Source organism: Vibrio sinaloensis, assembly GCF_000808535.1.
GTDB lineage: Bacteria > Pseudomonadota > Gammaproteobacteria > Enterobacterales > Vibrionaceae > Vibrio > Vibrio sinaloensis_D.
The window spans coordinates 122,625-141,718 of sequence record NZ_JWLV01000045.1 but is presented as its reverse complement, the minus strand read 5'-3'; the positions used below and the strand labels follow the sequence as shown (position 1 = coordinate 141,718).

Here is a 19,094-nt window from a genome sequence, read left to right as displayed (position 1 = left end):
ACGGCTTTGGTATTGCGTTGCTCACCCCTTAACAGGGCGTTAGTTTGCTCCGAAAAACCTAGAATTCAGTATTAAAGGAGAGTGCATATGGAAGAGTCAGTTTTGGCATTTTTTCGAATGTTAGGTTCCTTGTTAAAGACAACTGTTCAGTTAATCATTATTGAGCGTATTGGTTACGGCGTAGGTTGGGTAGTATCGAAAGCGGTTACATTCGGGCGTTTCCCATCTTCAGAGGTAACGGAATCAGAACGTGGAAAAGTCAGCTATATTGGGCTTGCTAGTATTGCTTTAGTTCTTCTAGGAGTCGCTGTATTCAATGGTATGTAGCGCGAGTTTGGTTACGCAACTAACAATAAATTTAAGAGTGATTCACAACGCTTGGTGCTTTCACTTCAAGGCAGTTTAGTGTTTATGGCACAATGCTTTAGGTAGGGTGTTAGCGTTGTTCACACCTTAATTTGGCGTTATGTGCTTGGAGGTCGAATGATAAAAATTGGGCATACAGGAAAAATTGTTCAAGGCGATGATTTAGGTTGTGAAGTCCTAGTTATCGATGATTCTGAGAGTACAGGTGGCTATATCATTTCTGTATCTGAATCCTTTAGCCATAAGTCCAATAATTGCTACGATGACTGGGTGGAGGATTATCAGGCTTTAAACGGCTACTTTGAAGAGTCTGATTGGGAAGTTGATTGGTCTTGAATAAAACTACAAGCTCCAGTTAATTAAACTCTAGATTGCACACTTAGGTTTGAGGTCGTTGAAAGTACGCACATAACAAAGCGTTTAAGACGGATTCCCAACGCTTGGCATTCTCAGTTTGCTTTGAATTTAGTGTTTACTGCACAATAGTATAGTTGGGTAGCCTGCGTTGCTCACCACTTAACGCGGCGTTAAATTACTGAGGCAGTGATGAAGAAACTAATTTTTATATTGTTGGCAACCTTCCCATTGTTTGCATTATGTGGTGACTCCAAAAAGTACGAAGAGCTACTTAAAGGTTTCAAAGAGTTTCAAGTGTACTCAAATGTAGCTATTGGTGTTTGGGATTGCGTTTCCCTGTCTAACAAAGACGTTGTCTCAGTGTTAAGTTTACAGCCAGATCATGTGGTCTACTACAATGCACTAGATAAGTATTATTTCTCTCTGAAAGATAACAACGATGAAAAACGTGTAACGTTATTTGAAAGTGGTCTAAAGGCTATCAATCAAATAAAACACAGTACAATGACAGACGAATTGGAATTTGATTACTCTAGTCGTGTTGTTAGCTTTAAACCATTTGCTAGTACATATGGTAATTTTTCAAATTATCAGTGTACGAAAAGAAAGTAATTTAACAAACTGTTTAAGAGTGATTCGCAACGCGTGGCATTTTTACTATGCGTTGGTTTTAGTGTTTAAGGTGGTATGCGGTAGCTTCGGTATTGCGTTGCTCACACCTTAACAGGGCGTTAGGCGACGGGCAGAAAAGTTCTTTGTTCTCATCTTCTTATTCCTCTTTGGCCTTTCGCTTTTCTATGTCGGCAACTTAGCACTGTCGGCTTAAATTCTTGAATATCTCCAACCGTAAAACATGCCAACGTTCGTGGGTTGTCTCATTGGTTTTTGGTGCAGGTGGGTGGCGAGTTTCACTGGCTCAAAATGTGGCAAGGGCAAGTCAATTGAAGCTTTCGAATTTACTGTTAGTTTGCAGCTTTGGGTTTTTCGGGCTCAAAACCTACTTTGTTGCTAAAGGTCTGTATTTCGTGGTTGTTGGAGTCTTGGCTGAAACATAGTGACATTTGTGGTTCTTGAATCACAAAAATTCAGTAGGTGTTTGGTTGCTTATTTGGTTTCGGGTAACCTGCTTTCAAAAGAACTTAAACACTGGTGGGAAACTTCGCCTAACAAGGCGTTTAAGGCGGATTCACAACGCTTGGCGATTTCAGTTCAAGTTGAATTTAGTGTTTAAGGTACAATGGTTTAGGCTTGGTGGTTGGCGTTGTTCACCACTTAACGCGGCGTTATGTGCTCGGAGGAAATATGGAAATTCAGAAGGTTCTAAAAACGGATATAGACGCAGTAACAAGGCTTGTTTCAGAGGTCTCTGCCAAAGATGTGCTTCCATTGCTTAATGAACAAGGAAAGCAAGAATATAAGGATAGAGTATTACCAGATCTAGCGTCGACTCTTGATGATGAGAAGTTTTCATCAATTAAGGCGGTATCGGGTGGGGAAGTTCTAGGTTTTGCCGCTTTGCGTGGTGGAAATTATCTAACCCATTTGTTTGTTGCAAATTCACAGCAGGGGTCAGGTTTAGGTCGTACTTTATTGAATCATTTGCTTAATCAGACAGACGCTCGTGAAGTTAGCCTACGCTCATCAGTGAATGCGGTTGGCTTTTACAATCGTAATGGTTTCGTAGCAACAGGTGAAGAAGCAGAGTTCAACGGAATTCGGTTCGTGCCAATGTCTTTAGTGCGCACATAACAAGGCGTTTAAGGCGGATTCACAACGCTTTGCGGTTTTGCTTCAATTTAGCTTAAGTGTTTAAGGTACAATGGTTTAGGCTTGGTGGTTAGCGTTGCTCACCACTTAACGCGGCGTTAGCCCACAGGCGTCAGAACTAGCGAAGGATTATGATGAAAGGTCAAATAGTAGAATGGAACGATGCTAAAGGCTATGGGTTTATTTCGTCTGTTGATGGGAAGCTGAAGGTATTTGTTCATATTTCATCTATAACAAATCGAGGCTATCGCCCTAAAGTAAAAGATAGCGTTACTTTTGATGTCGCAGAAGATAAAAAGGGACGCTTCAATGCAGAAAATGTAGTAGTGCAAGGTGTAAACGGGTTCCCTTATACAGTGCTATTTGGTTTTAGCTTCTTGGTTGCGGCAACAGCATCGATAACAGTTTTTAACGGTGAAATACTCCTAATTCCTTTATATTTGTTTTTGAGCATATTTACATACTTTATGTTTGCTTGGGATAAGCAAGCGGCACAGGATGGTAGTTGGAGAACGTCAGAAAGTACATTGCATATGCTGTCTTTGGTCGGTGGTTGGCCGGGAGCATTATTAGCTCAGTTTCAATTACGACACAAATCAAGGAAGCAACCTTTTAAGTTCATCCTTTGGGTTACAATTTTTATCAACATTGGTGGTTTTGTCTGGTTGTTGAGTGAATCAGGGCGGCGTTTAATCCAGAGTGTTTTAGGGGCGTTTTAGTCAATAAACACTCGTGAATTAATGTGGGCTAACAAGGCGTTTAAGACGGATTCACAACGCTTGGCGATTTCAGTTCAAGTTAGCTTAAGTGTTTAAGGTAGAATGGTTTAGGTTTGGTGGTTGGCGTTGTTCACCACTTAACGCGGCGTTAGTTTGCAAGAGGAAAAACGCAGCTATATCGCAAGGTTTAGTAGTAAAAGCTCAAAGTTGAAATTGTCGTATCGGCGTTCAATTTCAGTGTTGATTAGCGTGGTGAAAATCCAAAATTGGCATCGTTTCAACGGTTGATTTGTTCTTTGGTGCGACGACTTTTGGGTTAATTGAGTCGTACTTTTTTTGCTGAAACTCTGCTCGTTAAGTTTGTTGGTACAAAAGCCGATTTACTCGCTGAAATGACGTTTTCTCTGGTGTGGTAAGTTCACGTGGTTTCAGTGGCTTTGTTGACAGTCCGCATTGTGAGATTGGTTTTCCAAAAGCGCTTTTTGGTGTTGTTAGCTCGTTTTCTGCGGCGTTGTTTGTTCCAAGTGGTTTCATTGACTAGCCGCTTTGAGACTACGCCTGACTTAAGTGCATCAAAGCACATAAAGTTTGTTGTTTGCAAAGTTTAAAATAACGTAAAATCAATCCATTGGGTTTAAAAACTAACAAACTGTTTAAGAGGGATTCGCAACGCTTGGCATTTTTACTATGCGTTAGTTTCAGTGGTTAAGGTGGTATGCGGAAGCTTTGGTATTGCGTTGCTCACCCCTTAACAGGGCGTTAGCACAAAATTTTGCGACGACAGTGGTGCAATTAGGTGAGTACGAATTTTGGCTTCAGGTTAATATAAAAGTCAGTTTTCTAGACGTTAAATGAACGGATGTTAAAAAAGTACCTACGTATTCTATTGATACTACTATTCTCGCCAATGTTTTTGCTTCTCGTGTATGTCGCTGTTGGAACGCCGATAAAGATCGGATTTGGTTGTTATGTTTCTCAGAACTGGAATGTGATTCCTGCAAAGATAATTAGCGCAGAAGTCGAATCTTTGAAATATGAAGATACGAATCGTCGCCGGAAAATTTCCTATGGTCCTAAGGTTTCATATGAATATAACTATGACGGTAAGATATATGTAAGTAATCGTTACTCATGGGTGAAATCATATGATAACGGTAAGCTACACGATGCAGCCAAAAGGCTCGTATATAGTAAGCAGAAAGGGAAAGAGATAAAAATATTCGTGAATCCAGCAAAGCCTAGTGAGTCTGTTGTAGAAAGAATGTGCGATAGTTACACTTCGAACGTGTATATATTTGGGGGTGTTTTTACACTTACCATCGTCAGTATGTTTATCGCTGCATTTGTGTTTTCAAGACGAAAAAAGGAATGAATAGTTAGGTGGTGAACTTTTGTGCTAACAAACTGTTTAAGAGTGATTCGCAACGCGTGGCATTTTCACTATGCGTTGCGTTTAGTGTTTAAGGTGGTATGCGGAAGCTTCGGCATTGCGTTGCTCACACCTTAACAGGGCGTTAGGCGACGGGCAGAAAAGTTCTTTGTTCTCATCTTCTTATATCTCTCTAGCTATTCGTCGTTTTAAGTCGGCAATTTGGTATTGTCGGCTCAAATCCTTGAACCTCTCCAGCCGTAAAACATGCCAAGGTTTGCGGGTTGCCTCATTGGTTTTCAGTGTAGGTTGGCGGTGAGTTTCACTGGCTTAAAGTGTGGACAGGGCAAGTCAATTGTAGCTTTCGTTTTTGTTATTAGCTCGTAGCTATTAGTTTATCAGGTTCAAAAGCTACTTAGTCGCTGCAAATTCGTATTTCGTGGTTGTTGGAATCTTGGCTGAAACATAGTGAGTTTTGTGATTCTTGAATCGCAAAAAGTACGTGTGCATTTTGTTGGCTATAGTGTTTCAGGTAATCTGCTTTCAAGCCACTTAAACACGGGTGAGAAACTTCGCCTAACAAGGCGTTTAAGGCGGATTCACAACGCTTGGCGATTTCAGTTCAAGTTGAATTTAGTGTTTAAGGTAAAATGGCTTAAGTTTAGTGGTTAGCGTTGTTCACCACTTAACGCGGCGTTAGGCGACGGGCAGGAAAGTTCTTTGCTCTCATCTTCTCAGTTCTCTTTGAGCATTCGTTTTTCTAAGTCGGCAACTTGGAATTGTCGGCTCAAATTCTTGAATCTCTCCAGCCGTAAAACATGCCAAAATTCGTGGGTTGCCTCATTGGTTTTCAGTGTTGTATGGCGGTGGGTTTAACTGGCTCAAAGTGTGGCAAGGGCAAGTTAATCGAGGTTTTCGTTCTCGCTTTAAGTTTGCAGCTTTGGGTTTCTCAGGTTCAAAAACTACGTAGTCGCTGCAAACTCGCATTTCGTGGCCGTTGGAATTTTGGCTGAAACATAGTGAGTTTTGTGGTTCTTGAATCACAAAAAATCAGTGGGTGTTTGGTTGCTTATTTTGTTTCGGGTAATCTGCTTTCAAAACAACTTAAACACTGGTGTGAAACTTCGCCTAACAAGGCGTTCAAGACGGATTCACAACGCTTAGCGATTTCAGTTCTAGTCAGGTTAAGTGTTTAAGGTACAATGGTTTAGGTTTGGTGGTTGGCGTTGTTCACCACTTAACGCGGCGTTATGTGTAATCATTGGAAACAGAGAAAAATGAAGCTTTCAAAGTCGTTAGAAGAATCTCTTAAAAAAGATGATCTGAGCAATTTAGCTGTAAATCTTGGTGAAGTTGGTATAGATGCAATTTTAGATAACGGAGTACTAAGAGACATACCGATTCTTTCTAGTCTTGTAGGTGGTATTAATGCGGTTAGTAGCGTGCGTGATGCTCTGTTTACGAAAAAGCTTATATCATTCCTTTCTGAGTTGTCTGATATTCCGGTAGAACAGCGCCGAAGTATGATCGATTCAATTGATAACTCGGATGACTACAAAGTAAAAGTTGGAGAGAAGCTTATCTATATCATAGAGAAAGCAGAAGACCACTATACGAGTAAAATCATAGCAATATTCTTCTCTGAGTTTCTTGTTGGAGAAATTACATACAATCAATTTTTAAAAATTAGTCGAATTATCGATAGTATGTTTATTGGTGATTTTTTAGAGTTTGCTAGTGAGTCGTCAGAACCGATTGATTTTAATTCTGAAAATACATTTATTAACACTGGCTTAGTCGATGTGTATTTTGAACCTGTGGTAGTTAAAGATAGCGATTGTTACGATGACTGTGAGAAATACGAAACGAGTGGAGGTGCGAGCCTGTACATCACTTCTATCGGTGAGATTGTAAGGTTAGTACTCAAGGGAAAAAATTACACATAACAAACTGTTTAAGAGTGATTCGCAACGCGTGGCATTTTTACTATGCGGTGGTTTTAGTGGTTAAGGTGGTATGCGGAAGCTTCGGTATTGCGTTGCTCACACCTTAACAGGGCGTTATGTTTACTTGTATTTCAAAGGTTTAAACGTCTTAGGCTCTAGTTCTTTGTCCCTTAAGCAATTCGTCCCTAGTAGACTCAGCAAATCCGCATTGTCGGTCTAAGTTCTTGAATCTCTCAGCCCGTAAAACATGCCAATGTTCGTGGGTTGCTTCATTGTCAGGTCGTGGCGGTTGGCTTGAGGTTTAACTGGCTCAAAGTCGCTTTTAGGTTCTTTGCCAATTAGCGTTTTAGCTTGGCAGTTGCCTCGGCAATTCAGCACTGTTTTGCGCTTTGGTTGGAAAGAAAGGGCGCTTGTTGCTTTTTAGTCGGGTTGCCTCATTGGGCAGGGAAGTGGAATTACTGGTTTTAGGTTAATCGCCTTTGGTGGCCAAGTTGGTTCTTGCCTTGTGGTTTAGCTCAGAAAACCAGTGAGAAATAGTAGTTCTTTCTCAATTAAGTCAGTAACTTGTGGTAAAACATAACAAGCAATTTAAGAGGGATTCACAACGCTCGGCATTTTGGCTTCTACTTCAAATTTAGTGTTTATGGCACAATGTTTTAGGTTAGGTGGAAGCGTTGTTCACCCCTTAATTGGGCGTTATGCATATAAGGTTAAAAATGGAATATTGCGTAAAAATAGAAAGAATTCCTTATGAAGAGCCATATCATCTGCAACTCTTATGGGACGTTTCAAATGGTATGCAGAGTACAAGGTTTGAACTATATAATAATGCCTCTGACCTACTGAAAATCGCGAAAGGTCTAGAGGTTTTCCCTAGTCATCCAAAAGACGTTTTTCTGTATGAAATAGGTTCGGAAAGGGAAGAGGATAACTTTGCGCATTATTTTCGTCTGAGGGCATTTATGGTGAGCCCACGAGGGCAATGTGCTCTTCAAATTAGGTTCTGCAATAATTCTCCTCTACCCTACAAACACATATCAGAGTTTTGTATACAACTGGAACCTAGAGATCTGAATCGGCTGGGCGGTTTGTTTAATGAGTTCTCTAAATTACAAAGTAATTTCCTTGCGTGGAATGCCAAGGGCGATTTTCTAGGTGATAAGTGGGAATATGCATAACAAAGCGTTTAAGACAGATTCCCAACGCTTGGCATTTTTAGTTCAAGGCAGTTTTGGTGTTTACAGTGCAATGGTTTAGGTTAGGTGGTAGCGTTGCTCACTACTTAACGCGGCGTTAAATTTCACTTGGCTATGGGAGTCACTAAATTGAAGACAAAAATATTTGAATCAAAAGATCAGCTTAAAAAGTGGGCAAAGAAAACTACTGGGGTAGTTTTAGCTTCAATTGCGCTTGTTAATTCAGTTCAAAGCATTGAATTTCAATTTCCTACTCCAAAAGCTTTGTCGCATGTAATGGAGCAAGCCTCATCTAATTTTCCTGAGGGGCAGTATGAAGTCAGTTACAGCAATTCAGACGAGCTTGATATTGACGACTTAGACTATTCAAAAATGGCTATGGTTATTGCTCTGGAAGCACAGTTAGCAAACCGCCCGATACGCATAGGTGGTTTACGACCATTAATTGAAAACTTAGCTGACTATACTTATTGCTGTACGATAAATAGAACGAATCCTGCGTATGTAACAGCTTCTATTTGGGTAATTGAACCTAGTGATCCTACAGAGTTAGAGTCTTTGGATAGTATCTTGGCTAAGTACTCAACGTTTTACGCGTTTAATGATGGGAGTGGTCATGTGACCCTAAATAATGGGCGTATGGGTAACGGAACTAGCCACATGTCTGAAATTTAACAAAGCGTTTAAGACGGATTCCCAACGCTCGGCATTTTCGGTTTGATTCGGCTTTCGTGTTTACGGCACAATGGTTTAGGTAAGGTGGTAGCGTTGCTCACCACTTAACGCGGCGTTATGAACTACAGGGTTAAGCAATGTATTCCATTGAGAAAGCATCTATAAATCACGTCGAAAGATTAGTAGAGATCCAAATATCTGCTTTTTCGAATGATCGCCAATTATGTGGTTCTGGTCCACCGGGTTACGATAGTACTGAGCATCAAAGAGCGTGCCTTGAAAACTACTTTTACTTTGTTATTAAAGATGCGGAAGAAGTAGTGGGTGGTTTTTACTATTCAGTCGACGAAGGGTGCTTGCAGCTTATTCGGCTATATGTTGAACCAAACTATCAGCATCAAGGGCTGGGTAAGATGGTTCTTGATTATCTAGTAAGACAGGTTTCATCTGGTGTCCATATTGAGTTAGAGACACCGACCTTTAACACCGATGCTCATAGGTTTTACGAAAGGAATGGCTTTCACAAGGTTAAAACTATTGACTATGTCTCAGGTAGTTCCATTTTGTATAGAATGCTGGTCTAATCAACCACGTTCATAACAAGGCGTTTAAGGCGGATTCACAACGCTTGGCGATTTCAGTTCAAGTCAGGTTAAGTGTTTAAGGTACAATGGTTTAGGTTTAGTGGTTAGCGTTGTTCACCACTTAACGCGGCGTTATGTGCTAAGGAAGGCGATGTTAAATAAACTGCGAAAAATGATTTTAGGTTGTACAGTTCTAACTCCATTTGAAGAGCAATCTATTAAATTGTGTATTGAGAATTTACCTGAAAACCTAAAGGGAATAGCTGCAGCGCAATTTAAAGAGTACAACCTTATTCAAAGGGAATATGACGGTCGCACTGTTAATTTCTATAAAGTGAAATGTTTGCGTAAAGTCGTCAATCCAAATCAATTGTTACCAATCAAAACTGATGATTGTGTATTAATTAAACTGGAATTGAAAACAATTTCAAATGAGAGAATTGGGGTAACTTTACATGCAACTGGGCATCGAATATTTAGTGTATCTTTTAGTAAAGATGTTTCTAATCTAGGTAAGATTGAAGGTATGCGGCTAGAAAAGCTCACTAAATCATGGCGTTCAGTCGTTTAGCACATAACAAACTGTTCAAGAGGGATTCGCAACGCGTGGCATTTTTACTATGCGTTGGTTTTAGTGTTTAAGATGGTATGCGGCGACTTCGGTATTGCGTTGCTCACCCCTTAACGGGGCGTTAGGCGACGGGCAGGAAAGTTCTTTGTTCTCATCTTCTTAGTTCTCTTTGAGCATTCGTTTTTCTAAGTCGGCAATTCAACATTGTCGACTCAAATTCTTTAATCTCTTCTGCCGTAAAACATGCCAAGGTTTGCGGGTTGCCTCATTGGTTTTCATAGTCGGTTGGTTGTGAGTTTTACTGGCTCAAAGTGTGGAAAGGGCAAGTTAATTGAGGCTTTTGTTCTCGCTTTAAACTTGTAGCTTTACGTTTCGTTTCCTCAAAAGCAACTTGATCGCTGAAAGTCTGCATTTCGTGGTTGTTGGAATCTTGTCTGAAACATAGTGACATTTGTGGTTCTTGAATCACAAAAAATCAGCGGGTGTTTGGTTGCTTATTTTGTTTCGGGTAACCTGTTTTCAAACCAACTTAAACACTGGTGGGAAACTTCGCCTAACAAGGCGTTTAAGGCGGATTCACAACGCTTGGCGATTTCAGTTCAAGTTGAATTTAGTGTTTAAGGTACAATGGTTTAAGTTTGGTGGTTAGCGTTGTTCACCACTTAACGCGGCGTTAGGCGACGGGCAGGAAAGTCCTTTGTTCTCATTTTCTTAGGTCTCTTTGAGCATTCGTTTTTCTAAGTCGGCAATTCAAGATTGTCTGTTCAAATTCTTGAATCTCTCTGGCCGTAAAACATGCCAAGGTTTGCGGGTTGCCTCATTGGTTTTCATAGCCGGTTGGTTGTGAGTTTCATTGGCTCAAAGTGTGGTAGGGGCAAGTTAATTGAGGCTTTTGTTCTCGCTTTAAGTTTGTAGCTTTACGTTTCGTTTCCTCAAAAGCAAATTGATCGCTGAAAGTCTGTATTTCGTGGTCGCTGGCATCTTAGCTGAAACATAGTGACATTTGTGGTTCTTGAATCACAAAAAGTCAGTGGGTGTTTGGTTGCTTATTTAGTTTCGGGTAACCTGCTTTCCAAATAACTTAAACACTGGTGGGAAACTTCGCCTAACAAGGCGTTTAAGGCGGATTCACAACGCTTGGCGCTCTCGGTTCAAGTTAGGTTAAGTGTTTAAGGTACAATGGTTTAGGTTTGGTGGTTGGCGTTGCTCACCACTTAACGCGGCGTTAGGCGACGGGCAGGAAAGTTCTTTGTTCTCATCTTCTTAGTTCTCTTTGAGCATTCGTTTTTCTAAGTCGGCAATTCAACATTGTCGGCTCAAAATCTTGAATCTCTCCAGCCGTAAAACATGTCAAAATTCGTGGGTTGCCTCATTGGTTTTCAGTGTTGGATGGCGGTGGGTTTAACTGGCTCAAAGTGTGGCAAGGGCAAGTTAATCGAGTTTTTCGTTCTCGCTTTAATTTTGCAGCTTTGGGTTTCTCAGGTTCAAAAACTACTTAGTCGCTGCAAACTCGCATTTCGTGGCCGTTGGAATTTTGGCTGAAACATAGTGAGTTTTGTGGTTCTTGAATCACAAAAAATCAGTGGGTGTTTGGTTGCTTATTTTGTTTCGGGTAATCTGCTTTCAAAACAACTTAAACACTGGTGTGAAACTTCGCCTAACAAGGCGTTCAAGACGGATTCACAACGCTTGGCGATTTCAGTTCAAGTTAGCTTAAGTGTTTAAGGTACAATGGTTTAGGTTTGGTGGTTGGCGTTGTTCACCACTTAACGCGGCGTTAGTTTGCAATCATTTTACGAAGGCGATTATTTTTGTTGATATTATTGTTGGTACAGTTTTGAATCAATTTCTTTAAGGTCTTTAATATGAACGAACGTTTTGAAGAGTTGTATGGCGATATTTACCGCTTAGAACAAATACGCAAGTTTGTTCAAACGCTCAATTACTCTCAAGAATCAGTTAAGCTTGCATCAACTTCAATCGAGCTTTTTGGGAAGTCGATCTCTAGAGGCTACTTTTATGAAGAAGGACTAACAGAGTCAGATATGAAGGAGGTTCGACCAACTTTAGATGAAATCAGTAAAGTCACTGCACTCATAGCAGAAGCCTTGAGCTACGCCGAGATAGATAAACAAAGTTTGGATGAGTTATTTGATAGGGCTGCAGACTTGGCTGAAAACTTAAAACCATATTTTTTTAGGAATACCCTTGTTCTTCAAGAGTTAGCGCAGAAAATGGGTATTAGACTATCGAGAGCCGAGCTAAAGTATAATGGGCACGCGGATAGAGAGATCGAATATTCCAAACAAGAAAATACTGATTCATTCTTGAGCAAGTTGGATCCAGATTTTAAGTTAGAAGTCCCTAGATTAGAGATCTGGTTTGAGCAAGTTGATAGTGAAGGCAACTGTGAAAATGAATCAGTTGTCGCTCATCTTGTTCTTAATGAGTTCACTGGTTATTGGCAGGCTTTTATAAATTACAATCGGCGCTTAAGTACAAAGTTCGTAGGAGACTTAAAATCCTTTAAAGACATGGCAAGTTTTTTTGGCAGAATGCGCCTTGAAATCGAGGATTGCGTTTTTCACGTTAAGCCTGAAGATATCTATAAGTAGCAAACTAACAATCTGTTTAAGAGTGATTCGCAACGCTTGGCATTTTTACCATGCGTTGATGCTAGTGATTAAGGTGATGTGCGGCAGCATCGGTGTTGCGTTGCTCACACCTTAACAGGGCGTTATACAAATAAAAGGAGTTAGTCAGATGCGTCTGTATGTACAAGATCGTCAGACAGGGAAGAAAACATATATTCAAAATACGGCTAAAACGCGCCAAGAGTTAGCTCAAAGCTTAGGTTCTAGCCGTTTAAAGGTTAATGATAAGGTTTACTCTGTCAATTCAGTTCTAGCTGAATCAGACAATAAAACAGCACCAGCAATGGCTTTAGGCGGTGTTATTGGAGTAATGGGTGGTGTGCCGGGAGTAGTGCTAGGTGGTTTAATCGGTGGCTTGCTCGGTAAAAGTAACGACGATGAAGACCAAAAAAAGGTAAACGAGTTTAATGGGAGTAAATATGCTTCCTAAATTTAACTATCGCCTAGTCTTTGTTCTCATTGTGCTTGTCGCGATAGCAGCTACTTATATTACTGATCAGAAGTATTACAATGAAGCTATCCGAAATGTACTTGAGTGGAAGCACCTTAATATAAGTATCTGGTTTGGCTCACTTATATGCTTTGTTTTACATTACCTTTCAGCCAAAGGGTCAAGTGCCGAGTATGCAGGGCTAATATATAAACAATTTGGTATTTTCGCTGACTCGGCTTTTGCTGCTATTACTTACGGGTTAGCAATGACTACCTCGGCATCCATCCTTAAAGGTGTTTATATCCAACAGTTTTTTGGTGATGTAATTTACTTCAACCACTTTGAGTCACTAGACATATATTCAATGCTAGTTGTGTGTTTGTTCTTACTAGGCTATTCACTATGGTCATGTACAAGAGCTGCCTGGGAAGCAATTGTGTTTAGTAGCGCAGAAAGAGCGGAAGCTGTATACGATTAACTATTTGTATAACAAAGCATTTAAGAGTGATTCGCAACGCTTGGCAGTTTCGCTTCGCTCAAGTGTAGCCAAGCGCCGCTCACACCTTAATGCGGCGTTAGGCAAAGGGCAGAAAAGTTCTTTGTTCTAATCTTCTAGCTCCCTCTGGCCACCTGCTTTTCTTGGTCGGCAATTCTGTATTGTCGGCTCAAATTCTTGAATCTCTCCAACCGTAAAACATGCCAAGATTCGTGGGTTGCCTCATTGGCTTTCAGTATCGGTTGGTGGTGAGTTTCACTGGCTTAAAGTGTGGAAAGGACAAGTTAATCGAAGCTTTCATTTTGCTGTCAGTTCGTAGCTTTAAGTTTCTCAGATTCAAAAGCTGCTTTGTCGTTGAAAGGTTGTGTTTCATGAACGTTGAAAGTGAGGCTGTAACATAGTGACTTCAGTGGTTCTTGAATCACAAAAAGCCCGTGGGTGATTGGTTGCTTATCGTGTTTAAGGTATCCTGTTTTCAAACCAAGTAAGTGAGTACACAGAAAATTTGCCTAACAAACAATTCAAGCTGATTCGCAACGCTCGGCGCTTTCGGTTTCAATTAGTTTGGTGATTACGGTGAAATGCTTAGGCAATGTGGCAGCGTTGCTCACAACTTAATTGGGCGTTAGAACTTATAAGGAATGTTTATGCTAGGGAAGCACCAAAAAGGGTACGAAGAGTTTTATCACTCAACTCATGAAAACGAGTATTTGGATACGAGAACTGAATTATTAGTTGGTTTGTCCGCAGCTATGGCGATGAATTGTTTACCATGCACTCGGTATTATTTGTTAGAAGCAAAAAAAGCCGGTATTTCAAAAGGTGAAATTTCAGATGTTACCGCAAAAGTTATGGCGGTAGCTGCAGGGCAAAAGAAACTCCAAATGCAAGAAGTCCTAAATAAATACAATATTGATCTCGATAGCTTTGAGTAACGTTCTAACAAGGCGTTTAAGGCGGATTCACAACGCGTGGCGATTTCAGTTTAAGTTGAGTTTAGTGTTTAAGGTACAATGGTTTAGGTTTGGTGGTTAGCGTTGTTCACCACTTAACGCGGCGTTATATTGTTTTTCAAGTTCAGGGATTAAAATGGGTGAGTTATTTAACACTCTAATGGTTTGTGCGGTGTTGGCTTCGTTGTTTCCGCTTATAAAATCCAGCAAGAGTTTTTATGATGAATGGAATGAAATGGAGAATGAGCATTGGCGCTCTAGAGGGGCTCCACCGTTCGTAGTGTTCCATTTTGGTATGTTCTTATTTGTCCCAATGCTTTTCGGCAAAGATCTGGATCAACTGAATAATAAGAGGTTGATAAAACTTAGGAATGATCTCAGGTACAGCTTTGCTATTTTTTCGCTACTGTTGCTCGCATCCCAGTTAAATCAATAAATTGGTTTTGGCAGCAGCAATATAACAAAGCGTTTAAGGCGGATTCACAACGCTTGGCGATTTTGGTTCATGTCAGCTTAAGTGTATACGGCACAATGATTTAGGTTTGGTGGTAGCGTTGTTCACCACTTAACGCGGCGTTAGGCGTACAAGGAACTTCCATGAATATTCGAACATTCAGAATGCTGGTTTTACTTTACATTGCCATATCGATTGGCGGTTCAATACTCAACCAAAAGTACCTTTTCTGGCTTATCCCAGATGAAATAATAGGCACATGGAATGCGTACAACACTTTTATCTTTGATCTTAGAGATTTGCCTTCCATGGTAAATATCGGCCAGATTCTTATAAATTTGTTACTCTCGATTTATGGTACATTCGGTCTTATCTTTTTTTGGAGATATTCACGAGAAGTGTTTTTTATATCAACTTTCCCTTTGTCTATAGTTATGATTTTTATGGCAACGTCTCATCTTACTCACGCTGGCGCTCTTGCGCTTGATTGCCTTGAATGGTCTTTGGCTGGAGCGATAATGTGTGCCAGTTATTTCACACCACTCAAAGAAAAGTTTTGAAAGCAAAAGCCGGTGACAAAGTATGCCTAACAAGGCGTTTAAGACGGATTCACAACGCTTGGCGATTTCAGTCCAAGTCAGTTTAAGTGTTTAAGGTACAATGGTTTAGGTTTGATGGTTGGCGTTGTTCACCACTTAACGCGGCGTTATGTATCCGAACAATATAAAAAATGGAGATAGTCAGTATGGAAAGATTCGCTTATTTTTCACCAGAGTTAATTTCTGGAGATGAGCTAAGAGCTGCATATACCTTCGCAGTAAAAATGGCTAAAGAAAAAGATGCACCACTAACAGTTTTGGTCAATAGCATAGGAACATGCAGCCAGTTTTTAGAGAAAATCTTTACCGAAGTGGAAAAGAATAAACTGAGGCGATACGAAACCATTACTAAAAACGGTGTAGACGTTCAGCTTAAGTCACCTGATGGTTTTAAGGATTATCAACCTTATGGGGTAATCCTTGCGTTACATTCTTCTCCAAAAGCCATCCAGAAAATTGAGTCTAATGACCAGACAATAGCAGTAATAGCGGTGGCTGAGATTAACCACTTAGCAGGGCATCTTACCAACTGGAAGACTGAAAAAGACGTTAAAGAACTTAAGCGACAAGATACATAACAAACTGTTTAAGAGTGATTCGCAACGCGTGGCATTTTCACTATGCGTTGTTTTCAGTGTTTAAGGTGTTCTGCGGAGGCTTGGGCATTGCGTTGCTCACACCTTAACAGGGCGTTATGTTTACCTGCATTTCAAGGGCTTAAAGGTCTTAGGCTCTAGTTCTTTGTCCCTTTGGCAATTCGTCCCTAGTAGACTCAGCAAATCCATATTGTCGGTCTAAGTTCTTGCACCTCTCAGCCCGTAAAACATGCCAATGTTCGTGGGGTGCTTCATTGTCAGGTCGTGGCGGTTGGTTTTTTTGTTTAGCTGACTTAAAGATGTCTATGGGCCCAGCGTCTAGGCAATTGATTCCAAAGTAAACCAAATGCTAACTTATTGATACAAAGAAGATACTCAATATCTGATGAAATATGGTTCAATCAGTATTGCAATAAGCCTTGGAAATGAGCCTTTGTCTCACTTCACCGAGTATTTCTCCCCCGAAATACTCGGTTTTTTCGTATCCTATATCTTTTGTTAGTGTCGCAATACTGACTTGATTAGAACAGGTTAATTTATTCACTTTCTTATTGCCCCTGTTTTGCGTCTTGATAGGATAAATCGAAGGTTGGTTAAGTTGATTCTGCTTTGTGGTTTGGCTCCGGAAATGAAGCTTAAATTACAGTTATTTATCCAAGTAAATCATGTAATTATGGTAAACATAACAAGCAATTTAAGAGGGATTCACAACGCTCGGCATTTTTGCTTCTACTTCAAATTTAGTGTTTATGGCACAATGCTTTAGGTTTGGGGAAGGCGTTGTTCACCCCTTAATTGGGCGTTAGGTTTTTCGAGGAAAAATATGAGTATTCAGGAAATATCAAAAGAAGAGTTTGATTCTCTCAATGTCGATAGTATGGGTTTTTTCCCTGAGAGAGCTTGGTTTCGTAGTTCTGAGATTGATCTTGCAGGTACAGTCATACGTGACCCATATGATAAAGACTGGTCATATGTTGTTTTAGCTAAAGATGAAGACCACATCTATAGATGTATAAAAGCTGATGTTAGTCTCCCAAATCAGGCTCATGCCGAGGATAAGATCCTTTCACTAATGAGTGAAATGGAAATAAAAGGTTCATTCGAAGAAAACTTTTACATTGAATCTAAAGAGATTATTACTGATGATGCAATTAATGTTGTAACGTCAATCGATGACCAAATCAAAATCTACCTCAAAAAGAACCCAGAAAAAATGTATGACTTAACTCCAAGAAAATTTGAAGAGTTAGTCGCCAGTATACTGAAAGATATGGGTTTCGACGTTGAGCTAACTAAAGCAACAAGAGATGGTGGGCGTGATATTATTGCTTATGTTCGTAATTCCGTAAGCAGTTACTTGACGCATATTGAGTGCAAAAAATATGCTCCAGACAATAAAGTTGGCGTTGGTATAATTCGTGAAGTTATGGGTGTTCATAACCTAAGGCAAGCAACAAAAAGCATTATTGTAACTACTGGCTTCTTCAGTCGAGATGCTATTAAAGAGGCTGAAATGGCAAAAAATCATCTTGATCTGAAAGACTTCAATGATCTCAAATCTTGGTTACAACGATACTGAAGGTAGACACAAACCTAACAAACTGTTTAAGAGGGACTTTAAATCTAGGTGTAAATATATGATTGTTAAGATATTTTCACTAACTAGATTCCGAGGGGGTAACAATTGGGGTGACAGCAGAATAAAGTGCGTAAATGTGATGCATGTCACGCAGCGCATCTATTTTATTCATTGTGACATACTGCTCGATTGTGTTTAGTTGAATATCAACTAACAACCTATTGATGTAAACTCCATTCCCATAAGTAAAAATAGTTACGGACGTCAAAATGGCAACTCTAATCAGTTGGCTTGGAAGAACAGATCTTGATCAAATGAAGCTGGATAAGCCTGCTTCAATTGCAACGATTGCTTTAAAAGGCAAAACCCTAGACAGCATAATTATCCTTGCCAGTACATGGGATGATGAATGGCACGACTATAAAGAGTGGTTGGAGAGAAAGCTCGCTTGCGTGGGGCGTTCTAAGATCTCAGTGACTATCCAACGTGTTCGATTGGCATCGCCGATAGATTATTCCGCTATAACTAAAGTGATGCAAAAACAGCTGAGTAAGATTTCTGCTGGCTCTGAACACATTTACATAAACCTCACGTCTGGAACGCCGGCAATGACAGTTGTTTCTGTCTTGCTCGGTAAGAGCATTGGGAAATGCCAGTTAATTCAAACATCACCCAAAGGTGAGTTAATTGAAGTGGATATACCTGTCGATTTCGCGACGGAATACACTAAATCCTCCACTAGTGCTATACAGTCACTGACATCAGATATCCCTCTACTAAGCTCGGCTTTTGAAGCTATAACAGCAAAATCGGAAATCATGCAGCTTCTAGTGAAAAAAGCTCACAGACTCGCATTATCTGATTTACCAGCACTTGTGCTTGGTGAAAGTGGATCAGGCAAAGAAGTCATGGCAACAGCCATCCACAACGCCAGCTCTCGCTCTGATAAACCATTCAGAGCCGTTAACTGCGGTGCATTACCAGAGAATTTGGTGGACTCAATTCTCTTTGGGCATGTCAAAGGGGCGTTTACTGGAGCGGATAAAGATCATTCAGGGTTATTTGAACAGGCAAATGGCGGCACCTTGTTCCTAGATGAAGTAGGCGAGCTGCCACTCAATGTCCAAGTTAAATTACTTAGAGCTTTGCAACAAAAAGAGATTACTCGAGTCGGTGACGTTAAATCCAAGGTTGTTGATGTGCGCATTATTGCGGCTACGCACCAAGATCTATTTCAGATGACATCGCAAGGAGCCTTTCGTGAAGATTTGTTCTACCGACTCGCCGTCGGAGTTATTGAAATGCCACCGCTTAGAGCGAGATCGGAAGACATTCCTGAACTCATATCAACACTAATGAGCGATATCAATCAACAGGCTGACAAACACCCGTTGTTCGAAAGTAAGAAAATTTCCACTGATGCAATAAAGTTTGCAAAATCTTATCCATGGCCCGGAAATATAAGGGAGCTTTGGAATACATTGAATCGAGCAGTTTTGTGGTCTGAGTCGAGCACGATATCTGCCGAAGACCTACGTTCGTCAGTGTTAAGTGCTGGAATCAATCAACATTCACGGGGTGAATTTTCAGTGCCAGGTGATATTCAGCAATACATTGATAACATTAAGAAAGATGCGGTCGAATCAGCTTTGGAGTATAGTCGTAACAATAAATCCAAAGCAGCTGAAGCACTAGGGCTCAAGAGTCACCAGACTCTAAGCGGCTGGATGAAAAAATTTGGTATTGAAGAATGATGAAGCAGGTTAGAACAGGATTGGCA

Annotated in this window: 19 protein-coding genes; all 19 read left to right on the top strand. The window is 40.4% G+C overall.

The genetic code is table 11. From position 1 onward, the window contains the following. The first annotated feature begins 87 nt into the window (after window positions 1–87). The 19 genes from RJ47_RS17150 (at window position 88) to RJ47_RS17050 (ending at window position 19,068) form a co-directional block, all read left to right on the top strand. Window positions 88–327 carry a hypothetical protein gene (locus RJ47_RS17150; protein WP_039485614.1) on the top strand — a complete coding sequence of 80 codons (240 nt, stop codon included), beginning with the start codon at window positions 88–90 and terminating at the stop codon, window positions 325–327. 156 nt (window positions 328–483) lie between these two features. Next, complete coding sequence (locus tag RJ47_RS17145) at window positions 484–702, top strand: hypothetical protein (protein ID WP_039485611.1); 219 nt, start codon at window positions 484–486, stop codon at window positions 700–702. Between the two features lie 210 nt (window positions 703–912). Further along, the gene (locus tag RJ47_RS17140; RefSeq protein ID WP_039485608.1) at window positions 913–1,335 is read left to right on the top strand and encodes a hypothetical protein; all 423 of its coding nucleotides are present in this window, start codon (window positions 913–915) and stop codon (window positions 1,333–1,335) included. Between the two features lie 690 nt (window positions 1,336–2,025). Further along, the gene (locus tag RJ47_RS17135; RefSeq protein ID WP_039485605.1) at window positions 2,026–2,472 is read left to right on the top strand and encodes a GNAT family N-acetyltransferase; all 447 of its coding nucleotides are present in this window, start codon (window positions 2,026–2,028) and stop codon (window positions 2,470–2,472) included. Window positions 2,473–2,624: 152 nt separating this feature from the next. Continuing rightward, window positions 2,625–3,209 (top strand): DUF1294 domain-containing protein, encoded by a 585-nt coding sequence (locus RJ47_RS17130; RefSeq protein WP_039485601.1) that lies wholly within the window; start codon window positions 2,625–2,627, stop codon window positions 3,207–3,209. An 859-nt stretch (window positions 3,210–4,068) separates the two neighbouring features. Beyond that, complete coding sequence (locus RJ47_RS17125; protein ID WP_039485597.1) at window positions 4,069–4,581, top strand: DUF3592 domain-containing protein; 513 nt, start codon at window positions 4,069–4,071, stop codon at window positions 4,579–4,581. 1,274 nt (window positions 4,582–5,855) lie between these two features. Then, complete coding sequence (locus tag RJ47_RS17120; protein WP_039485595.1) at window positions 5,856–6,524, top strand: hypothetical protein; 669 nt, start codon at window positions 5,856–5,858, stop codon at window positions 6,522–6,524. Window positions 6,525–7,240: 716 nt separating this feature from the next. Then, a complete protein-coding gene (locus tag RJ47_RS17115) occupies window positions 7,241–7,702 on the top strand; it encodes a hypothetical protein (RefSeq protein WP_039485592.1) in 462 nt (153 codons plus the stop codon). Window positions 7,703–7,849: 147 nt separating this feature from the next. Continuing rightward, window positions 7,850–8,395, top strand: coding sequence for a hypothetical protein (locus RJ47_RS17110; protein WP_231565968.1), 546 nt, complete (start codon window positions 7,850–7,852; stop codon window positions 8,393–8,395). Between the two features lie 137 nt (window positions 8,396–8,532). Next, window positions 8,533–8,979, top strand: coding sequence for a GNAT family N-acetyltransferase (locus tag RJ47_RS17105; protein ID WP_039485589.1), 447 nt, complete (start codon window positions 8,533–8,535; stop codon window positions 8,977–8,979). Window positions 8,980–9,130: 151 nt separating this feature from the next. Beyond that, a complete protein-coding gene (locus RJ47_RS17100) occupies window positions 9,131–9,550 on the top strand; it encodes a hypothetical protein (protein ID WP_025611512.1) in 420 nt (139 codons plus the stop codon). Window positions 9,551–11,415: 1,865 nt separating this feature from the next. Next, complete coding sequence (locus RJ47_RS17090) at window positions 11,416–12,165, top strand: hypothetical protein (RefSeq protein ID WP_039485580.1); 750 nt, start codon at window positions 11,416–11,418, stop codon at window positions 12,163–12,165. A gap of 148 nt (window positions 12,166–12,313) precedes the next feature. Next, window positions 12,314–12,634, top strand: a complete 321-nt coding sequence (locus RJ47_RS17085; protein ID WP_039479238.1) for a hypothetical protein — start codon at window positions 12,314–12,316, stop codon at window positions 12,632–12,634. Beyond that, entirely contained in the window at window positions 12,624–13,115 is a 492-nt protein-coding gene (locus tag RJ47_RS17080) for a hypothetical protein (RefSeq protein WP_039485578.1), read from the top strand. Before RJ47_RS17085 ends, RJ47_RS17080 begins: the two co-directional genes overlap by 11 nt. Before the next feature lie 665 nt (window positions 13,116–13,780). Then, complete coding sequence (locus tag RJ47_RS17075; RefSeq protein ID WP_039485575.1) at window positions 13,781–14,068, top strand: carboxymuconolactone decarboxylase family protein; 288 nt, start codon at window positions 13,781–13,783, stop codon at window positions 14,066–14,068. 615 nt (window positions 14,069–14,683) lie between these two features. Then, window positions 14,684–15,100, top strand: coding sequence for a hypothetical protein (locus RJ47_RS17065; RefSeq protein ID WP_039485571.1), 417 nt, complete (start codon window positions 14,684–14,686; stop codon window positions 15,098–15,100). Between the two features lie 185 nt (window positions 15,101–15,285). Next, a complete protein-coding gene (locus RJ47_RS17060) occupies window positions 15,286–15,717 on the top strand; it encodes a hypothetical protein (protein WP_039485569.1) in 432 nt (143 codons plus the stop codon). An 841-nt stretch (window positions 15,718–16,558) separates the two neighbouring features. Further along, window positions 16,559–17,314, top strand: a complete 756-nt coding sequence (locus tag RJ47_RS20710; protein WP_052237979.1) for a restriction endonuclease — start codon at window positions 16,559–16,561, stop codon at window positions 17,312–17,314. A gap of 269 nt (window positions 17,315–17,583) precedes the next feature. Continuing rightward, window positions 17,584–19,068: a sigma-54 interaction domain-containing protein gene (locus RJ47_RS17050; RefSeq protein WP_039485566.1), complete on the top strand. Its 1,485-nt coding sequence runs from the start codon at window positions 17,584–17,586 to the stop codon at window positions 19,066–19,068. Window positions 19,069–19,094 lie beyond the last annotated feature (26 nt).

What these genes read in the sequence shown, in the direction of transcription:
- RJ47_RS17150 (WP_039485614.1), top strand. Translation starts at nt 88, where the DNA reads ATGGAAGAGTCAGTTTTGGCATTTTTTCGAATGTTAGGTTCCTTGTTA.
- RJ47_RS17145 (WP_039485611.1), top strand. Translation starts at nt 484, where the DNA reads ATGATAAAAATTGGGCATACAGGAAAAATTGTTCAAGGCGATGATTTA.
- RJ47_RS17140 (WP_039485608.1), top strand. Translation starts at nt 913, where the DNA reads ATGAAGAAACTAATTTTTATATTGTTGGCAACCTTCCCATTGTTTGCA.
- RJ47_RS17135 (WP_039485605.1), top strand. Translation starts at nt 2,026, where the DNA reads ATGGAAATTCAGAAGGTTCTAAAAACGGATATAGACGCAGTAACAAGG.
- RJ47_RS17130 (WP_039485601.1), top strand. Translation starts at nt 2,625, where the DNA reads ATGAAAGGTCAAATAGTAGAATGGAACGATGCTAAAGGCTATGGGTTT.
- RJ47_RS17125 (WP_039485597.1), top strand. Translation starts at nt 4,069, where the DNA reads ATGTTAAAAAAGTACCTACGTATTCTATTGATACTACTATTCTCGCCA.
- RJ47_RS17120 (WP_039485595.1), top strand. Translation starts at nt 5,856, where the DNA reads ATGAAGCTTTCAAAGTCGTTAGAAGAATCTCTTAAAAAAGATGATCTG.
- RJ47_RS17115 (WP_039485592.1), top strand. Translation starts at nt 7,241, where the DNA reads ATGGAATATTGCGTAAAAATAGAAAGAATTCCTTATGAAGAGCCATAT.
- RJ47_RS17105 (WP_039485589.1), top strand. Translation starts at nt 8,533, where the DNA reads ATGTATTCCATTGAGAAAGCATCTATAAATCACGTCGAAAGATTAGTA.
- RJ47_RS17100 (WP_025611512.1), top strand. Translation starts at nt 9,131, where the DNA reads ATGTTAAATAAACTGCGAAAAATGATTTTAGGTTGTACAGTTCTAACT.
- RJ47_RS17090 (WP_039485580.1), top strand. Translation starts at nt 11,416, where the DNA reads ATGAACGAACGTTTTGAAGAGTTGTATGGCGATATTTACCGCTTAGAA.
- RJ47_RS17085 (WP_039479238.1), top strand. Translation starts at nt 12,314, where the DNA reads ATGCGTCTGTATGTACAAGATCGTCAGACAGGGAAGAAAACATATATT.
- RJ47_RS17080 (WP_039485578.1), top strand. Translation starts at nt 12,624, where the DNA reads ATGCTTCCTAAATTTAACTATCGCCTAGTCTTTGTTCTCATTGTGCTT.
- RJ47_RS17075 (WP_039485575.1), top strand. Translation starts at nt 13,781, where the DNA reads ATGCTAGGGAAGCACCAAAAAGGGTACGAAGAGTTTTATCACTCAACT.
- RJ47_RS17065 (WP_039485571.1), top strand. Translation starts at nt 14,684, where the DNA reads ATGAATATTCGAACATTCAGAATGCTGGTTTTACTTTACATTGCCATA.
- RJ47_RS17060 (WP_039485569.1), top strand. Translation starts at nt 15,286, where the DNA reads ATGGAAAGATTCGCTTATTTTTCACCAGAGTTAATTTCTGGAGATGAG.
- RJ47_RS20710 (WP_052237979.1), top strand. Translation starts at nt 16,559, where the DNA reads ATGAGTATTCAGGAAATATCAAAAGAAGAGTTTGATTCTCTCAATGTC.
- RJ47_RS17050 (WP_039485566.1), top strand. Translation starts at nt 17,584, where the DNA reads ATGGCAACTCTAATCAGTTGGCTTGGAAGAACAGATCTTGATCAAATG.